17 protein-coding genes are annotated in these 17,633 nt (G+C 37.9%); 1 reads left to right on the plus strand and 16 read right to left on the minus strand.

Annotated elements, in window-relative coordinates; all coding sequences use genetic code 11:
- Positions 1 to 10 precede the first annotated feature (10 nt).
- Entirely contained in the window at positions 11 to 637 is a 627-nt protein-coding gene (locus CN326_RS00640; RefSeq protein WP_098305163.1) for a succinate dehydrogenase cytochrome b558 subunit, read from the minus strand.
- A gap of 346 nt (positions 638 to 983) precedes the next feature.
- On the opposite strand from CN326_RS00640, the gene CN326_RS00645 reads away from it, so the two are divergent.
- Entirely contained in the window at positions 984 to 1,388 is a 405-nt protein-coding gene (locus tag CN326_RS00645) for a YslB family protein (protein ID WP_301287849.1), read from the plus strand.
- Between the two features lie 125 nt (positions 1,389 to 1,513).
- Here the strand turns inward: CN326_RS00645 and uvrC are convergent, their stop codons facing one another.
- The 15 genes from uvrC to CN326_RS00720 form a co-directional block, all read right to left on the minus strand.
- Positions 1,514 to 3,295 carry an excinuclease ABC subunit UvrC gene (gene uvrC / locus CN326_RS00650; RefSeq protein ID WP_098305167.1) on the minus strand — a complete coding sequence of 594 codons (1,782 nt, stop codon included), beginning with the start codon at positions 3,293 to 3,295 and terminating at the stop codon, positions 1,514 to 1,516.
- Between the two features lie 15 nt (positions 3,296 to 3,310).
- The gene (locus CN326_RS00655) at positions 3,311 to 4,720 is read right to left on the minus strand and encodes a glycosyltransferase family 39 protein (protein WP_098305169.1); all 1,410 of its coding nucleotides are present in this window, start codon (positions 4,718 to 4,720) and stop codon (positions 3,311 to 3,313) included.
- 47 nt (positions 4,721 to 4,767) lie between these two features.
- Positions 4,768 to 5,673, minus strand: coding sequence for an FTR1 family iron permease (locus tag CN326_RS00660; protein WP_098305171.1), 906 nt, complete (start codon positions 5,671 to 5,673; stop codon positions 4,768 to 4,770).
- A gap of 18 nt (positions 5,674 to 5,691) precedes the next feature.
- The gene (locus CN326_RS00665) at positions 5,692 to 6,447 is read right to left on the minus strand and encodes a hypothetical protein (RefSeq protein ID WP_098305173.1); all 756 of its coding nucleotides are present in this window, start codon (positions 6,445 to 6,447) and stop codon (positions 5,692 to 5,694) included.
- A gap of 64 nt (positions 6,448 to 6,511) precedes the next feature.
- A complete protein-coding gene (locus tag CN326_RS00670) occupies positions 6,512 to 7,258 on the minus strand; it encodes a glycosyltransferase family 2 protein (protein ID WP_098305175.1) in 747 nt (248 codons plus the stop codon).
- Positions 7,255 to 8,730 (minus strand): alkaline phosphatase family protein, encoded by a 1,476-nt coding sequence (locus CN326_RS00675; RefSeq protein WP_098305177.1) that lies wholly within the window; start codon positions 8,728 to 8,730, stop codon positions 7,255 to 7,257. The genes CN326_RS00670 and CN326_RS00675 overlap by 4 nt, the downstream gene beginning before the upstream one ends.
- On the minus strand, positions 8,718 to 9,695 hold the full coding sequence (locus CN326_RS00680) for a lysylphosphatidylglycerol synthase transmembrane domain-containing protein (RefSeq protein ID WP_309247642.1): 978 nt from the start codon (positions 9,693 to 9,695) through the stop codon (positions 8,718 to 8,720). Before CN326_RS00680 ends, CN326_RS00675 begins: the two co-directional genes overlap by 13 nt.
- A complete protein-coding gene (locus tag CN326_RS00685; protein WP_098305179.1) occupies positions 9,613 to 10,560 on the minus strand; it encodes an SDR family NAD(P)-dependent oxidoreductase in 948 nt (315 codons plus the stop codon). The genes CN326_RS00680 and CN326_RS00685 overlap by 83 nt, the downstream gene beginning before the upstream one ends.
- 86 nt (positions 10,561 to 10,646) lie before the next feature.
- Positions 10,647 to 11,819, minus strand: coding sequence for a hypothetical protein (locus CN326_RS00690; RefSeq protein ID WP_098305181.1), 1,173 nt, complete (start codon positions 11,817 to 11,819; stop codon positions 10,647 to 10,649).
- 171 nt (positions 11,820 to 11,990) lie between these two features.
- Positions 11,991 to 12,305 (minus strand): thioredoxin, encoded by a 315-nt coding sequence (trxA, locus tag CN326_RS00695; RefSeq protein WP_098305183.1) that lies wholly within the window; start codon positions 12,303 to 12,305, stop codon positions 11,991 to 11,993.
- A gap of 222 nt (positions 12,306 to 12,527) precedes the next feature.
- Positions 12,528 to 13,505: an electron transfer flavoprotein subunit alpha/FixB family protein gene (locus CN326_RS00700; RefSeq protein WP_098305185.1), complete on the minus strand. Its 978-nt coding sequence runs from the start codon at positions 13,503 to 13,505 to the stop codon at positions 12,528 to 12,530.
- A gap of 31 nt (positions 13,506 to 13,536) precedes the next feature.
- Complete coding sequence (etfB, locus tag CN326_RS00705) at positions 13,537 to 14,310, minus strand: electron transfer flavoprotein subunit beta (protein WP_098305187.1); 774 nt, start codon at positions 14,308 to 14,310, stop codon at positions 13,537 to 13,539.
- 78 nt (positions 14,311 to 14,388) lie between these two features.
- Complete coding sequence (locus tag CN326_RS00710) at positions 14,389 to 15,162, minus strand: enoyl-CoA hydratase (RefSeq protein ID WP_098305189.1); 774 nt, start codon at positions 15,160 to 15,162, stop codon at positions 14,389 to 14,391.
- A 16-nt stretch (positions 15,163 to 15,178) separates the two neighbouring features.
- Positions 15,179 to 15,766 (minus strand): fatty acid metabolism transcriptional regulator FadR, encoded by a 588-nt coding sequence (locus CN326_RS00715; RefSeq protein ID WP_429706457.1) that lies wholly within the window; start codon positions 15,764 to 15,766, stop codon positions 15,179 to 15,181.
- A 108-nt stretch (positions 15,767 to 15,874) separates the two neighbouring features.
- Positions 15,875 to 17,560 carry a long-chain-fatty-acid--CoA ligase gene (locus tag CN326_RS00720; RefSeq protein WP_098305193.1) on the minus strand — a complete coding sequence of 562 codons (1,686 nt, stop codon included), beginning with the start codon at positions 17,558 to 17,560 and terminating at the stop codon, positions 15,875 to 15,877.
- Positions 17,561 to 17,633 lie beyond the last annotated feature (73 nt).

Below are 17,633 nucleotides of genomic sequence, written 5' to 3' on the forward strand. Positions count from 1 at the left end.
CTCCCACTCCTTACATGTTTGCTAGATTCGGATTAATGAACGCAAGTAATGCGCTCACCCCTACGTAAGATAACGCTAAGAAAATTGCTAATGTTACATACGTAGAAATACGCTGCGAACGTGGTGATACCGTGATACCCCAGCTAATACAGAATGTCCATAATCCATTTGCAAAGTGGAAAATAGCCGATACAACCCCTACTAAATAGAAACCAAACATAAACGGATTGCTTAAAATACTTGCCATCATATCATAGTCTACTGTTTGTCCCATTGCAGCTTGAAGGCGCGTTTGCCAAACGTGCCAAGCTAAGAAAATTAGCGTAAACACCCCTGTGAATCGTTGCAGAGCGAACATCCAGTTACGGAAATAGCTATAAGATGTTGTATTGTTCGTCGCCGTAAAAGCAATATATAAACCGTATACAGCATGATACAACAACGGCAAGAAAATCACGAAGATTTCCAATGCATACCGAAATGGAAGCATTTCCATAAAATGAGCAGCGCTATTGAAAGCCTCTGCCCCTTGTGTTGCAAAGTGGTTTACTACTAAGTGTTGTGTCACAAAGACACCAATCGGAATGACACCCATTAACGAATGCCACTTGCGAAACGTATACTCGCGGCCTTTCATGTCCCCATTACCCCCTCGAATGTTTGACTACTGTTTGTCACGTTACTTTATAACAATAGCATTTTTTCACTATTGCTATAAGAAAAACTGAAAAAATTATTCGCAATATTTCAGCATAATTTGATACCAAGTTCATTTTACTCCTATTTTTGTCGAAGCGTCAAGAAAACGTATACATAATCTGTATATAATTTTTATATTCTTTTTTCATTCTCTAAATCAGATTTTTTGCCAAGAAATAGCTGGGTTTATATATATAAAATGGTATATAATATTGGCAGTATAGAAAGTGGGGAATATTGTGAGTACAAAAAAAATCGAAAGCGAATCTTTACAAAATATTTCAATGAGTGCTTTTGCCTACGAATTGCTGCGTGAAGAATTACTCCCAGACTTAATAGGGAAAGAATTAGATGCTATTCTATATTGGGCTGGCAGAAACTTAGCACGAAAATATCCTTTAGAAACAATTGATGAAGTGATTCAATTTTTCGTAAAAGCTGGATGGGGTGACTTAACCATCATTGAACATAAACGCCGTGAAATGGAATTTAAACTAACAGGTGCTCTTATTAAGGAACGCCAACAACAAAATAGACACTCTTCTTATCAATTAGAAGCCGGGTTTATTGCAGAGCAAATTCAAAAACAGCGTGGTGTAGTTGCTGAATCCTACGAAGAACAAAAGAAGCGTTCTGACTCTATTATGTTTCTCGTAAAATGGGATGTAAAAGATCCTGTCGAAGTGTAATGTTTATTTTATAAGTCAACTAGGCATAAAAATGTCCAGTTGACTTTTTTATTTATGTATAAACATTCGTTTTTTATTATTTTCAATCTTCTGAAATTATAACAAAAAAGAAAAGACACTGTAAACTACAATGTCTTCCCTGTTAAATACGAATGAATCGTCTCTGCTATTTTTTGCGGCATTCCTGCTTCTATAATGTCTGTAACAGACGCTTCTTTCATTTTCTTGAGAGAACCAAAATGTTTTAAAAGTGTTTTCTTCCGTTTTTCTCCGACTCCTGGTATATCATCCAATGCCGATTGAATGACAGATTTCCCATGAATTTGACGATGGAACGTAATCGCAAAGCGGTGCACCTCATCTTGAATACGCTGCAATAAGTAAAACTCTTGACTATTACGCTCTAACATAACAGGTTCAGGAGGTTCACCGATAATTAAATGTGACGTACGGTGCTTATCATCTTTAACAAGTCCTGCTGTTGGAATAGAAAGACCGAGTTCATTTTCTAACACATCACATACTGCAGCTAAATGACCTTTTCCGCCATCGATTACAATTAAATCGGGAAGAGGCAAATTTTCTTTTAAAGCACGTGTATAACGGCGGCGCACAACTTCGCGCATCGATTCATAATCATCCGGTCCTTGCACCGTTTTAATTTTATATTTTCGATACTCTTTTTTCGCAGGTTTTCCATCAATAAAGACAATCATGGCGGAAACCGGATTTACCCCTTGAATGTTAGAGTTATCAAATGCTTCAATTCTGTGCGGTGTTTCAATCCCAAGATGTTCTCCTAAGTTTTCTACAGCCTTAATTGAACGTTCTTCGTCGCGTTCAATTAAATAAAATTTTTCATTCAGCGCAATTTTAGCATTCTTACCCGCTAAATCAACGAGTTCTTTTTTCTTACCGCGTTTTGGCTGCGTTGCTTCTACTTCTAAAAATTTTTCAATCAGTTCATTATCAATGCTGCTTGGTACAACAATTTCTTTCGGCTTAAAGTGATTATTTTGTTCATAAAATTGCCCGATAAATGTCAGGAAACCTTCTTCTGGATCATCATAAATGGGAAACATCGAAACATCTCGCTCGATTAACTTTCCTTTTCGAACAAAGAAAACTTGCACACACATCCAGCCTTTATCTACCGCATAACCGAAAATATCACGGTCAACTAGATCGCTCATAATCATCTTCTGCTTTTCCATAATCGCATCCATATGAGCAATTTGATCTCGCAATTCTTTCGCTCGTTCGAACTCTAATTTTTCCGATGCTTCATACATTTTCGCTTCCAATTCTGAACGAACTTCTTTATGTCCACCATTTAAAAACTTAATAATGTCATCTACAATTTCTTTATTTTGTTCATCTGTTATCTCTTGCACACAAGGCGCTAAGCATTGTCCCATATGATAATATAGACAAACTTTATCTGGTATATTTGTACATTTCCGCAGCGGATACATTCGATCTAACAATTTTTTTGTTTCATGAGCTGACTGTGAATTTGGATACGGGCCAAAATACTTTCCTTTATCCTTTTTCACATTTCTCGTAATAAGCAAACGCGGCTGTTTTTCAGCCGTAATTTTAATAAATGGGTATGTTTTATCATCTTTTAATTGGATATTATATTTTGGATCATATTTTTTAATTAAATTTAATTCTAAAATAAGAGCCTCCAGATTCGAGGAGGTCACAATATACTCAAAGTCAACAATTTCTCCGACAAGACGTAGTGTTTTCCCATCGTGTGAACCAGTGAAGTACGAGCGCACACGATTTTTTAATACCTTTGCCTTCCCAACATATATAACTGTTCCTTGCTTATCTTTCATTAAATAACAGCCCGGTTGATCCGGTAAAATCGCTAGTTTTTCTTTTAAATATTCGTGCACTCGCTTTCTCCTCTCTTACTTTTTCCACTTATATAAAACTATTTTAGAATAAACAGGATCAAATAATGGATTAGAACGAAAGACAGCAACCTGTTCCACCTGTCCTTTTATATCAATCCCTTGTTTTTGAAATCCTTCAATAAGATGATTCGTAACGTATATTGTATCATTCTTATGATATTTTTTATCTTGTAAAAAATAGTCATATGTGTAAAAACGTTTATGTTCATATGGTACATGTAAGTATTCCATAACGCGTGTCTCTTCCCATGTATATACGATAAACGGCTGCTGTTTTTCTTCTAAATATGACGCTAGCTGATACGTTGCGGGCACAGCTTCTTTTTGTTCTTGCATAAGCGGTATGCTGACAACAAGTTGAAGTGTTGCAAATAACAGCAGTAAGATTCCGCTATATTTTTTTAACCATGAAATAGCAAGTACGAAAAGTACTATTGCTACAATTGGATAAGAATGACGTGGCTTATCGATATTTTGTCCAAGTAAATTCCAAAGAAAATATACACTGCCAAGCGCTATAAATAATTTCGGATAGCAACGTATGTTCTTCCATTGTAAAACAAAAAGAAACAAAAAGAAAAGAAAGAAACCTACAAGAACGTACGAATGAACACCGATCCCTGCAAATACAATATTCTCGGAAAGTAAACGAAACAGACGTGATATAAGCGGTTCACTCGTTTCTGTAACCGCACCGCCCCATTCTGTAAAATGCCCTTTTACAAATCCGAAAGAAATTTTCCATAATCCCGCTAAGCCGCCGATATTCCAAATAAGCGCCCCGATCCATACGAGCTGCGAAAGAACAGCTGTGCAGCATATAATAATAAACCGCCATTTTTCTTCATGCCACTGCTGCCATACTAATAAAATAAGCGCTATCCCAAACGGCGCATACGATAAACGGATTCCCATTAATAGAGCAAATAAGATCACCGGCAAAAACTGAGCACGAAATTCATTTGTGCGAAATGCTCGATCTACGCTCCACATATACCACCACAGTACAGCTATCGCTGCTCCCTCTGACATCGGCTGCGTCACTAAAATAGAAAAATAACCGCTCGTTTGCAATACAGCTACAACAATAAGAGCACTCGTTTTACTTACATAACGGCGTGCAATCCAATACATCGGAAAAGCAGCAGTAAGTGCCATAATTGCATTAAAAATCCCTAACGATTGCACAGGATTTTCTATAAAAAGATGTGTCATCATTCCCCCTAAAATAAAAAAAGGATAACCCGGGAAATGAGGCTGCATCGCTAATATGTCATATTGCTTTAGCGCAAGCGAAAAATCTACTTCATCCCACGTTGCCGCAAACGGACTTGCATAAAAAAAACGAATGAGAATCGCACTAGAAAAAAGAATGATTGCCCATATACGTAATACTTGTTTCATCTGATTTCCTTTCTGTAAAAAAAGTACAAGGAATATCCCTTGTACTTTTAGCTTACTGATTTATTTTCTTCAGTTACGGTTTGCTTTTTTTTCGCAGGTTTTTTAAAGATAATTAACATATAAAGGACAACAAAATAACCGATATATGCAAGCACTTCTTCAAGCGATGGCATAGAAGAATATCCTAAAAACGATTTTAAGAATAGACCGACCTGACCGGAAAAAACTGGTGCAGTTCCATGATCACGCAAGTAGTGTTCATAATCAATCGGGTGCTCTGGGAGCAGCCATGTAATATCGTATACGTGCGGCATCACGCTACCGATTATTTTTAAGTCTTGCAGCATGGAAATACCTTGTACAAGAAGCCCAGCTGCGATGAAGACAATAAATACTCCCGTTACTCTAAAGAATACTTTTAGTGAAATACGCATCGTTCTTTTAAAGAATAAGTAGGCGACAAGAGCTGCAACAAGAACTCCCGCAATTGCTCCCCAGCCTTTCATTGCCGCTTCAATATTTCCACCTGTAATTGCAGCAAAGAAGAACACTGTTTCAACGCCTTCTCGCAGCACAACAAGAAAGGAGTGTACGACCATTCCAATTACGTTTCCAGTCGTAATATAATGACTCATTTTACTTTCCATATTGCCTTGTATATTTTTGCTATGTTCCGCCATCCAAAATACCATTTGTGTAAGCAAAATAACGGAAATGAACATAATCGATATCTTTAAATACATCTCACTTCCCATTGCGGCAAAGCCAGTAAACACAACTTGAAAGACAAGAGCGACAAGATAGCTTGCTACAACCGCAAGGCCTGCTCCTATCCAAACGTATTTCACAAATTGCTTATTATCCGTACGCTTTAAATACGTAGTAATAATTCCAACAATGAGCAATGCTTCTAATACTTCACGAAATGTAATGAGAAATGCCTGCAGTTGCATCGCTCTTCCTCCTCATCTTTACTTACGTTTTCTTACTGCATATACAATGACTCCAACAAGTACAAGTACAATTATCACAATTGGAGCCCAGTTTTTTAAGTTGCTTAAATCTGTCCACTCTGTTTGGCCTTTGTTTGCTGAAGCCGCTTCTTGTCCACTAACATCAAAATGACCAACCCTAAAATCTTTAATTTTTAATTCTTTTTGCAAACTTGTTAAAATGACATCTTTACTTTGCTTGAAAGCATCATGATTTGGTTCCTTTTGTCCTACTCCAAATAATCCAGGGTTCCCAAGTGATTCTAACGCCTTGTTAAACTCATCTTTTAATTTTGCATCTAATTCTTTATTATGTTCTGCAATAACTGGTGATAATGCATCATATGTTGCAAATGCTTTTGCTAATAGACGTTTACTTGTATCATAGTCATTAAATTGTTCATCGACATTCGTTAAACGACGATTAATATTAAGGGCAAGAATTTTTTGCATATCTGTAATAATAGCTTCTTTATTTTTCTTATCAAAGTCTTTCATAATTGCTTTAGAAGGTTCTTTTCCCATGTGCTGATCAATTTCTTCTTGCACATTTTCATATGCTTTCTTTGCTTCTGTAAAGTTTGCTGGATTTTCATCTAGCTTTGCGACCATTTGCTTATACGCCTCTGCAACCTTTTCTTCGTTCGGATTTCCGTACGAATAAGCAAATGCGCTCGTATGTATCGAGAATATTAAAAAAAGACTAACAAATAATGAAGTAATTATTTTTTTCATAAACGCTCCTCCTAAACAAAATGATAATAATTATCACTTTCATTGTCAAGATAAGAAATGCTCGCTACGAGCATTTCTTATCTTCTACTACTACATGCGCATCATAATCAATCGTAACTTTCTCCACCGGACGTTTCATCTCTTTCCAAATTGCAGGAAGAACACGCATCATATATTTACGGAATGAAATGAAAGACTCCCCTGTTTCACGCACTTTATACGTAATGGGTATTTCCAGAACTCGAAAGCCTTTTCGTACTAAATTTAATGTAATTACTTGTGCATAATTGTAATCATGAATAATTTCTCCATGTTCCATCGCTTGTCTCGAAAAAGCACGCATCCCTGATTGCCCGTCACGAATCCATTTACGTAGCAATATACATTGCAGCATTGTAAAACAATAGTTCCCAAGGCGTCTGTACAGCTTCATGCCGCTAATGGTTCCGCGAAAACGAGACCCCATTGTATAATCAGCCTTCCCTTCCAAAATTGGCTGTACTACATTTGGAATTTCATCTGCTGGATATTCATCATCTGCATCAATCATTACACTAATATCTGCCCCAAGGTGATAGCTCTCCTTTAGTCCTGCTCGAACGGCTGCACCAAGACCACTATTTTTTGAAAATGAAACGATATGATCCGCCCCAGCCTCTTTTGCAACTTCCACCGTTCTGTCTGTTGAACCGTCATCAATCACAAGAACCTCTACCGTTACACTCGGATGAAAATGACGCGGCACTTTTCGAATAACATGTGCAATGGAGTCTTCTTCATTTAGGGCTGGTATAAACACAATTACTTTCATTTCTTTTCCTGCTCCTTTAACGCTTCCACTAACACAGGACCACGGCTATGAGATGGATACGGTGCACCTAGTAAATAAGCAAGTGTCGGTGCCATAGAGACAAGGCTTTTCTTTTCTTCTACCTTAACACCTTGTTTAATATGAGGGCCGTACATAAAGAATGGTACGAATCGTTCTCCTTCATCTAAATGGCCATGACCGCCAATCCCATCTGCCTGTCCATGATCAGCACAAATGATAAACGTCGTATTCTCTGTTTTTCCTGTTTTCTCTAAATGCTCGATAAAATGTTTTACATGCTGGTCTGCCTCATGAATTTTTTGTAAATACTCATCATATAACACACCACGACTATGTCCCGTTTGATCTGTTGAAATGAGCTGTACAATAAAGAGATCTGGGTCTTGTTCATCCATTATTTGTTTCGCTTTCTCCATAATCTTCCCATCCACAACATCATTTTTCATAACAGCTGTAAATGTTTCTACATCTTCACCAAACGCGTCAACTAAATGCGCAACGGCTAGCATTTTTCCTGTTTTGTCTACTTTTCGAAGCGAATCAAAAATACTTTCTACATTCACGCCGTGCTTCCAAACCATGTTCGATTTAATGCCGTGCTCAAATGAATATGTTCCTGTAAACATAGAAGAGAAACATACAACGGTTCGAGCTGGATATACCGTTTCCATATTTAAAAACTCCGTCCCTTTTTTTCGAAGAGAATCCAAATACGGTGTATGTGCTGTTTCAAAGCGATCTTTACGCATACCATCAATAACAATTACAACTACTTTTTCATTCAGTGCCTCTTTATTTTCTGGCATATTATTCGTATAAGTTGAAATTGCTTTTGGCTGCCAGTCAAATAAATTACGATGTAAGATGATTGTGTATAGTGCAAGAGCACCATAAAACATAAGCAGTGTTTTCCAATCTACTGCACCGAGCGTACCACCTTCTTGGAAGAAATGGTAGTAATAATACCAAAGTGATAACAACAGTAAAAACTTCGGCATTTGCTCCTGTGCATTTCCGCTTGTAGAATCACTGTTCTTTAGCACGAGTTTCCAAAAACGTGTAAAGTTTAACCAAGACGTTCCAATACGCAAATGATAATATAACGTTCCCCAAAATAGGATCGTAAAGAAAAAATATAATCCTAATGCAAATAATAATAACGGTACATGCACCGTTTTAAATACGATTAAATAGGCAACGAACGGCAGCCATAAATAATTTCGCAAAAACAATGGAAAATCAAACAAATAATATAAAACGAGTAGCGGAACAATGAATAAAAAGCTACTAAAAAAAGCAGACACAAAATTTGGATTCCCAAATTGTGAAATAGAAAACAACAAAAATGTACCGAATACAAAAATCGGTGTAAATGGTTTCCCTTCATTTAGTAGATTCCAACAGCGCGCCGCTACTTTTTCAAATTTCGACGCTTTCTTTACTTCTTCCAACGGATGCCTTCTCCCTTCTGACTGAAAAATGAGCGTAATTCCATAGGATACACCAATAATAGTATCACGCCCACACCATAAGAAAATATAAATTTAAAACCATGACTCATTAATGACCATTGATAGGCATCAGATTGCACAGCTCCTACTGCTTGCAATGCAAATGTCATAACGGTCTCATACGTACCGATCCCACCTGGTGTTAGTTGAAACACTTGTCCAGCAATGGTCACACTATTTACCCAAACTGCTTGTACAAATGAGAGCGGCGTAGCAATTTCATAAATGACAAATGCTTCACAAATCCAACTCAGCGCAATCAGGAGCAGAATGATTCCGCCTTTTGCTGTAAATAGCGCCCCTTTCAATTGCTTCCACTGCTTATCTACAAATTGCGGTGCTTTCTTGTAGATAAGCAATCCCATCACGCTTCCTATACATATACAAGTAAAAATGACCGGAACATTAAGTAAAATATTTCTCCATAATAGAAACATACCCACTGCTCCAAACATACCGAGAATAAGTAAGTCTAATATACGAAGAACGATGACAGATTGCGTTGCTTCTCCTAATGTTACTTTCTTCTCTTTTGTAATCACAGCAATGCGTACAGCATCTCCAACCTTTAGCGGAGAAACATGGTTAATGAACAAACTATACAACAGTCCATATAACGCCTCTTTTATTGTAATACGATGATGAAGGTATATTCTCCATGCATATGCACGCAACAAAAAAGCAATCCCGTACATCATAATGAGAAACATAACCGTGTATGGTTGTTTCCATAAGGTTTGAAGATGTTTCAGTAATGAAGATGCTTCAAACGACCGCCATGACAAAAGAAAAAAGATGCATAACAAGAAAATACCGAAAACATTAAACAATATTCGGATATTGTTTCGCCCAAGCAATGGTTCGCTCCAACCCTTCTGCAAAAGATATATGCGGCATGTACCCAAGCTGTTCTTTCGCTTTTGAAATATCCGCCCAAGTTGATGTTACATCACCTTTTCGGTGTGCTTCTTTCCTTACACGCATAAGCGGGAAATGTTTTTCTAACTGTGCCAGTAATTCTGTCATTAAAACAGGAGCATTGGATCCAAGATTATATACATCACTGTGATTGGATTGCAATGTAAGGGAGATTCCTTCTGTAATATCATCGATGTACGTATAATCACGCCCCGTTCCTGTTCCGTACACGACAATTTCCTCCTCTTTTAATAGCTTTCGAATGAAGCTTGCAATTGCCATATCGGGACGTCCCCACGGTCCGTATACAGTAAAGAACCGTAAAATATTCATTTGGAATCCGTACATATATTGATACGCATGACACAGAGATTCTGCTCCGTATTTTGATGCAGCATACGGTGAAAGAACGCGGCCGTTTGCCATGTTTTCTTGCAGAGGCATCCCTGCCTGCTCTCCGTATACAGAAGAGGACGATGCAAAAATAACATGTTTCACATTTTCTTCTCCGGCACATGTTAATACGTTACTTGTCCCTTTTATATTAATATCAACGTAAGCACCTGGTATTTCAAGCGATGGTCTTACACCTGGAAAGCCCGCTAAATGAATAACCGCATCGACTTTTTCTTGCTGCATAACAGCTTTCACATTATCTTTTTGCAAAATATCACATTCATAAAATGGAATCTTTCCAGCTTCCTGTACTTGCTCTAATTGAAAAAGCTTTCTAGACTTTGCATAATAAGAATGAAAATTATCAAGAAGCACAACTTGTTTACCTTGCTCTAATAATTTCAACGCAAGATGACTTCCGATAAAACCCGCTCCGCCAGTAATTAATACTTTCATTTCTTTCACCACCTTCTACAACCCTATGCAAAAGAAGAAACCTTGTCAAGACAAGGTTTCTTCCAAAGAATATAGACGTTTCAGTTTTATTTCGCTGTTTCAACCACTTTATTTAATGTGGATTCAATTTGTGGTAATAACTTGTCTGCCTCTTCTTTGTTCTTCGCTTTTACTGCATCTAAATAAGATTGTGCTGTTTTTGTTAAATCTGCTGTTTGCTGCTCGCCAAGTACTGTTTTTAAATCATTTTCAATCATGTTAATGAATAGAGCACCTTCTAATGCTGTAACAGGACCTTTATCTTTCCCGAAGTTTTCTTGGCTTTCTTTATACTCACCTAATGCAACTTTTGAAAATCCACGTACAAACGCTTGATTTACAGCTTTTGGATCAACTGTTTTCACATCTGTTTTTAAATCAAATTGCTTCAAAATAAAGTCTGCTTCTTCAGGAGCTGCTTTTTTCAGATATGGATAGATAGCTTGGTAAAATGCCCAGCCTTCAGCTTGCTCAACTTTTGCATTTTTCTCATCTTTCTTTGCTTCTTCTACCATTTTTGTAGCATAACCGTTTGGCGTAGCTCCTGTTGCAAAGTAGAATGTTTTCATTAACGTTTTATCTACAACTTGCTTGCCAAGAGAAAATGCTTGTTTGTCGCCTTTATCAATTGCTGCATTCATTTCATCAAAGCCGCCTTTAATTGTAGAGGCCATTTGTGTACCGTATGCCGTATCACGCTTTCCAACTGTACCTTCTAAACCTTTATAAAACGCAAGTGCTTCTTCCATTTCTTCTTTCACTTCATCTTTGTTGCCCCATTTTTCATCTACTTCTTTAAAATCATGGCGCATAGATTGGAAGAATTCTTTTTGCATTAATTTATCAAATAGTTGCTTTACAACCATTGGTTCCATTTCTTTATTTTTACCTGCTTCTAATGCAGCTGTAATAGTTGGATCAATTTGCTCGCTAAATTCACCATCGCGTTGTTGAACAAGAGGTTGTAATTTTTCTTTGTATAACTTTGTTACTTTCTCAAAGTCAACCTCTTTACCGTCTTTCGCTTTTTCAAGCTCAGCTACTCCATCTTTGTAAGCTTGTACATAATCTACTTCTTGTTGTTTTGTTTCTTCTTTTTTAGCAGTTTGTTCTGTCTTTTTCTCTTGTGCTTCAGACTTTTTCGGTTCCTCTTTCGCACAACCTGCAAAAAGTAAAGATGCTACCGCTGCTGCAGATAATACTTTTAACTTTACTGTCATGAACTGCGTCCCCCTACAACCAACTGATATTGATTTTCATTATTGATAATTTGATTATAAAAGTAGGAGCGATAAGTGTCAACATCATTTTTGTATCCGGTGTCACATTAATACAAGGAAATTATAACCAAAATAAAAAGGTCCAGCATCGTATGCTGGACCTTTTATCAATTAGAAGTGTTTAGATACTAATTCAACTAATGCTTCTTTCGGCTTATAACCTAATGCTTGATCAACCACTTGACCATCTTTTACTACGAAAAGAGATGGAATGCTCATTACTTCGAATTTACGAGCTGTTTCTTGGTTTTCATCAACATCTACTTTTACTACCTTTACTTTATCGCCTAATTCTGCATCGATTTCTTCTAATACAGGAGCGATCATTTTACAAGGGCCACACCAAGGTGCCCAGAAATCTACTAATACAACACCTTCGCTTGTTTCAGCTGCGAAAGTTTGGTCAGTTGCGTTTACAATTGCCATTTTATTTCCTCCTTTATGAACTTTCTAACCAAAGTATATCATTATCTTATATACGTGGCGAATAATATGTATCGTTAAGTATTGTATCAAATAATCATGCCTTTATACTATAAGAAAGTATTACTTTTCGTACGAAAAAGCGAGAAGCAGGGGACCTCTCGCCTTCCTTTATTTATATAGGGGTAATTACTTAATGGGAACCCATTATGCGTAACTTCATGTTTAAGAATGTACTTTTAACTTTTTGAATTCTTCTGTTAGAAGCGGTAACACTTCAAATAAGTCGCCAACGATGCCATAGTCAGCTACTTTAAAAATGTTTGCTTCAGGATCTTTATTAATTGCTACAATGATCTTTGAGTTAGACATACCAGCTAAATGTTGAATCGCACCAGAAATACCACATGCAATATATAAATCTGGTGTTACAACCTTACCTGTTTGTCCAATTTGCAGTGAATAATCGCAGTATTCTGCATCACATGCTCCGCGAGAAGCGCCAACTGCTCCGCCAAGCACATCTGCCAATTCTTTTAACGGCTTAAAACCTTCTTCACTCTTCACACCGCGTCCGCCTGCGATAATGACTTTTGCTTCAGAAAGGTCTACACCTTCTGCTGTTTTGCGAACAACTTCTTTGATAACTGTACGCAAATCTTTTACATCGACTGTCATAGAAGAAACATCGCCTTCACGTGCTTCATCTTTCTCAAGCGGCGCAATGTTATTTGGACGAATTGTCGCAAATAATACACCATCTGTTACAATCTTTTTCTCAAATGCTTTACCAGAGTAAATTGGGCGTGTGAACACAACGTTTCCACCAGCCACTTCTAACGCTGTCACGTCAGAGACAAGACCTGCATGTAATTTCGCTGCAAGTTTTGGTGATAAATCTTTCCCAAGCGCCGTATGTCCAAAGACAATTCCTTCTGGCTTTTCTTCTTCATACACCGCTAGAAATGCTTGTGCATATCCATCAGATGTATATGAGCTTAACTTATCGCTTTCAACTGTCACAACGCGATCTGCACCGTAATGAATCAGTTCTTTCGCAAATGAAGCGACGCTTTCACCTAGTAAAAGACCGACAACTTCACCGCCTTCTGCAATTGTTTTTGCTGCTGCTACTGCTTCAAATGAAACGTTACGTAAAGATCCGTCACGAACTTCTCCCATTATTAATACTTTACGAGCCATATGTTTTCCCTCCTGGATATCCTAGTATTTTTTAAACTACTTTCGCTTCTGTATGCAACAACGATACAAGTTCTTTTACTTGCTCTTGCAGTTCGCCTTGTAACACTTTTCCAGCATCTTTCTTAGGAGGTAAATAGATTTCAATTGTTTTTGTTTTCGCTTCTACATCATCTTCCTCTAAATCTAAATCATCTAATTCCAATGTTTCCAGCGGCTTTTTCTTCGCTTTCATAATACCTGGAAGCGATGGATAACGCGGTTCATTTAACCCTTGCTGCGCTGTTACTAAAAGTGGCAATGTCGTTTCAATTACTTCTGTATCCCCTTCTACATCACGCTCGATTTTTACGTTTGTACCGTCAATTTCAAGCTTTGTAATTGTTGTTACATATGGGATATTAAGCGCTTCAGCGACACGTGGTCCAACTTGTCCAGATGCGCCGTCAATCGCTACGTTACCAGCTAAAATTAAATCGACATCCTTCTCTTTTAAGTATTCAGTAAGTACTTTTGCTGTTGTATATTGATCGCCATTTTCAACATCATCTTCAATATTAATCAATACTGCTTTATCACAGCCCATCGCTAGTGCCGTGCGAAGTTCTTTTTCACTATCTTCACCGCCAACTGTAACGACTGTAATTTCACCGCCTTGTGCATCTCTTACTTGAATTGCTTCTTCAATCGCATATTCATCGTAAGGGTTGATGATGAATTCCGCTTCGCCATCGTAAATTGCACCATTCTTAATTGCGATTTTTTCTTCAGTATCAAATGTTCGTTTCATGAGTACGTAGATGTTCATTCTATTTACCCCCTTGTTTTTTTATAAAAATTTTGTTAATTATAATATTCTGCTAATTTATGTTAAAAAAATATAGAACTACCTACCACTAAAAGAAGGTTTACGTTTTTCTAAGAAAGCAGCAACGCCTTCTCTCCCATCTCCACTTGTAAACACTTCACCAAATAACTGTGCCTCGCGTTGCACTCCTTCATAATAAGAAGAAGATTTTGTTGTTTGTAATAACTCTAACACAGCGCGAGTAGATGCTGAGCTTTTTCCTGCAATCTTTTTCGCTAGTTTTAGCGTCTCTTCCAGCAATGCTTCTTCAGGGAATGCTCGGTTTGCAAGTCCATATTCAACTGCTTCCACACCTGAAACCGGATCGCTTGTTAGCATCATTTCACACGCTTTTGCTTTCCCCACATAACGCGGTAAGCGCTGCGTCCCCGCAAAACCCGGGATTAATCCTAGCGTTAGCTCCGGCAAACCGATTTTTGCAGTTTCACTTACAAAACGCATATGGCAAGACATTGCAAATTCTAATCCGCCGCCAAGCGCTGCACCGTGAATAGCCGCAATAATTGGCTTTGAAAACTTTTCAACACGTTCAAAAATGACTTGCCCATGTTGTGATAATGTCGTCGCCTCTTTTGCTTCTTCAACAGAAGTGAATTCTTTAATATCCGCTCCCGCTGAAAAAAAGCGACCTTCTCCATGAACAAGTACAACGCGCACATTTTCGTCCGTTTCCACTACATCAAGAAGTTCACCAACTTCACTAATGACTTGTGAAGACATCGCATTTGCCGGCGGATGATTGATCTTTACAATTGCTACGTAATCTTCCACCGTTAAAGATAGGAAATTCAAATGTACTCCCTCCCCATTAATTGCGGTAACCACAAGCTGCTACTAATAGCTCATGCACCGTTTTTGAAATTGCGACCAAATCATATTTATGATCGCTCATTACCCAGTTGGTTACAACTTCATCTACTGTTCCGAAAATCATTTGTCTTGCCACGCGTACATTTAGATCCGTGCGAAATTCTCCCTGTTGTATGCCGGTTTCTAAAATTTCATCCATGACTTGCAAATACCCTTTCAGCACTTCATTAATTTTGAGGCGTAATTCTTGGTTGGATTGGCGAAGTTCTAGTTGCGTAACGATAGCAAGAGGATCATTTTTCGACAGTAAAGAGAAGTGCGTTTCTACCAACATAAATAACTTCTCTACAGCGCTTTCAATTCCTGCTGTTTTTTGCCGAATTGTTTCAATAAATTCTCCCATCTTCTCCTGAAATAGAGATATCAATATATCTTCTTTATTTTTGAAATATAAATAAATAGTTCCATCAGCAACACCAGCTTGCTTTGCAATTTTGGAAACTTGCGCTTGATGATATCCATTTTCTGCGATGACAATCACCGCTGCATCAATAATTTGGTTATATTTTGGTCGATTCTTTTTCACAGTACTATCCCCTTCAAGAAGATGACTGAATGATGATTCATTCACATTTCAATAATACTGATTATTTAAAATATTGTCAATACTACTCATCCAAAAAAGAAAGGGCGTTTAGCCCGTCTGCTCATCTTCTTGTTTTCGCAGCTCTTCTTCAACAAGCACACGACGTAAAATTTTCCCAACAGTTGTTTTCGGCAAATCTTTCCGAAACTCATATATTTTAGGAACTTTATACGCTGCTAAATATTTACGAGCAAACTCATTTAATTCTTCTTCTGAACATGTTGCACCATCTTTAATAACAACGAAAGCCTTCACTGTTTCACCGCGGTACGGATCAGGCACACCAAGAACGACAACCTCTTGCACTTTTTCGTGCTCATACAATACTTCTTCTACTTCGCGTGGATATACGTTAAATCCACTGGCAACAATCATATCTTTCTTACGATCTTTCACATAAAAAAAGCCGTTTTCGTCCATATATCCAACATCACCCGTATAAAGCCAGTCATCTTGCAAAACTGCTGCTGTTTCCTCTGGTTTATTCCAATACCCCTTCATCACTTGCGGACCCTTCACAACAATTTCTCCAACCTCTCCTATTGGCAATGCTTCACCTGTCTCTAACGAAATAATGCGCGCATCCGTATCAGGCCACGGCACCCCTATACTTCCCGGCACCCGTCTTGCCCATAAAAAGTTACCATGTGTAACCGGGGATGATTCCGTTAAGCCATATCCTTCTACAAGCTTTCCTCCCGTTACACTTTCAAATTGTTCTTGCACTTCAACCGGAAGCGGGGCGGAACCACTAATACATGCGCTAATGGAAGAAATATCATATTTATGAAGCTCAGGATAGTTTAATAGAGCAATATACATGGTCGGGGCTCCAGGAAATAACGTCACACGATGTTTTTTAATCGCCTCTAGCATCATTTTAATATCAAATTTCGGAACGAGCACCATCTTATACGCTTGCATAATTGATAAATTCATTACTGCCGTCATACCATATACATGAAAAAATGGAAGTACACCAAGAATAACTTCTTCTCCTTTTCTGCAATTATACAGCCAATGCATGCCCATAATTGTATTGGATACAAGATTTTTATGGGTAAGCATTACACCCTTTGGAAATCCTGTCGTCCCGCCTGTATATTGCAGAAGTGCTATATCTTCCTCGGGATCACACGAAACGTCTACCGCTTCATCCCCTGCACGTTCAATGGACCTCCAAACGTGGATATTTTCACTTTCTCTTACATTCACCACAAGGTTCGTTTGTTTCTTTTGCACAAATGGATATAATAAATTTTTCGGAAATGGTAAAAAATCTGCGATGCGTGTTACGATGACATGCTCAATATTAGTTGAGGACTGCACATTGCTGACTTTCGGAAACACTAAATCGAGGCAAAGAATGACTTTCGCTCCTGAATCATGAAGCTGATATTCAAGCTCTCTTTCTGTATAAAGCGGATTCGTTTGCACAACAATACCGCCAGCTAATAGTGTTCCATAATAACCGATAACACCTTGCGGGCAGTTTGGCAGCATAATGGCAACTCGATCCCCTTTTTCTATCCCCAGTTTGCGAAGATAGTTGGCGAATTGCCTAACTTTACGATTTAGTTCTGAGAATGTAATATCTTTCCCAAGAAAATGAAGCGCTTTCTTATCTGGATATTGTGAAGCTGTTTGCTGTAAATACACATGAAGAGGCTGCATATCGTAGGAAATTGTATGCGGAATTTCCTTTGGATAACTTTTTAGCCAGGGCCTTTCCATTTTAAAACTCCCCCTTCTTTAAGTTACAAAAATATGATTCTCTCGTACTACTAGCCCATCTTGCTCTAACACA

Source organism: Bacillus sp. AFS018417 (assembly GCF_002560985.1).
Classification (GTDB): Bacteria; Bacillota; Bacilli; order Bacillales; family Bacillaceae_G; genus Bacillus_A; species Bacillus_A rhizoplanae.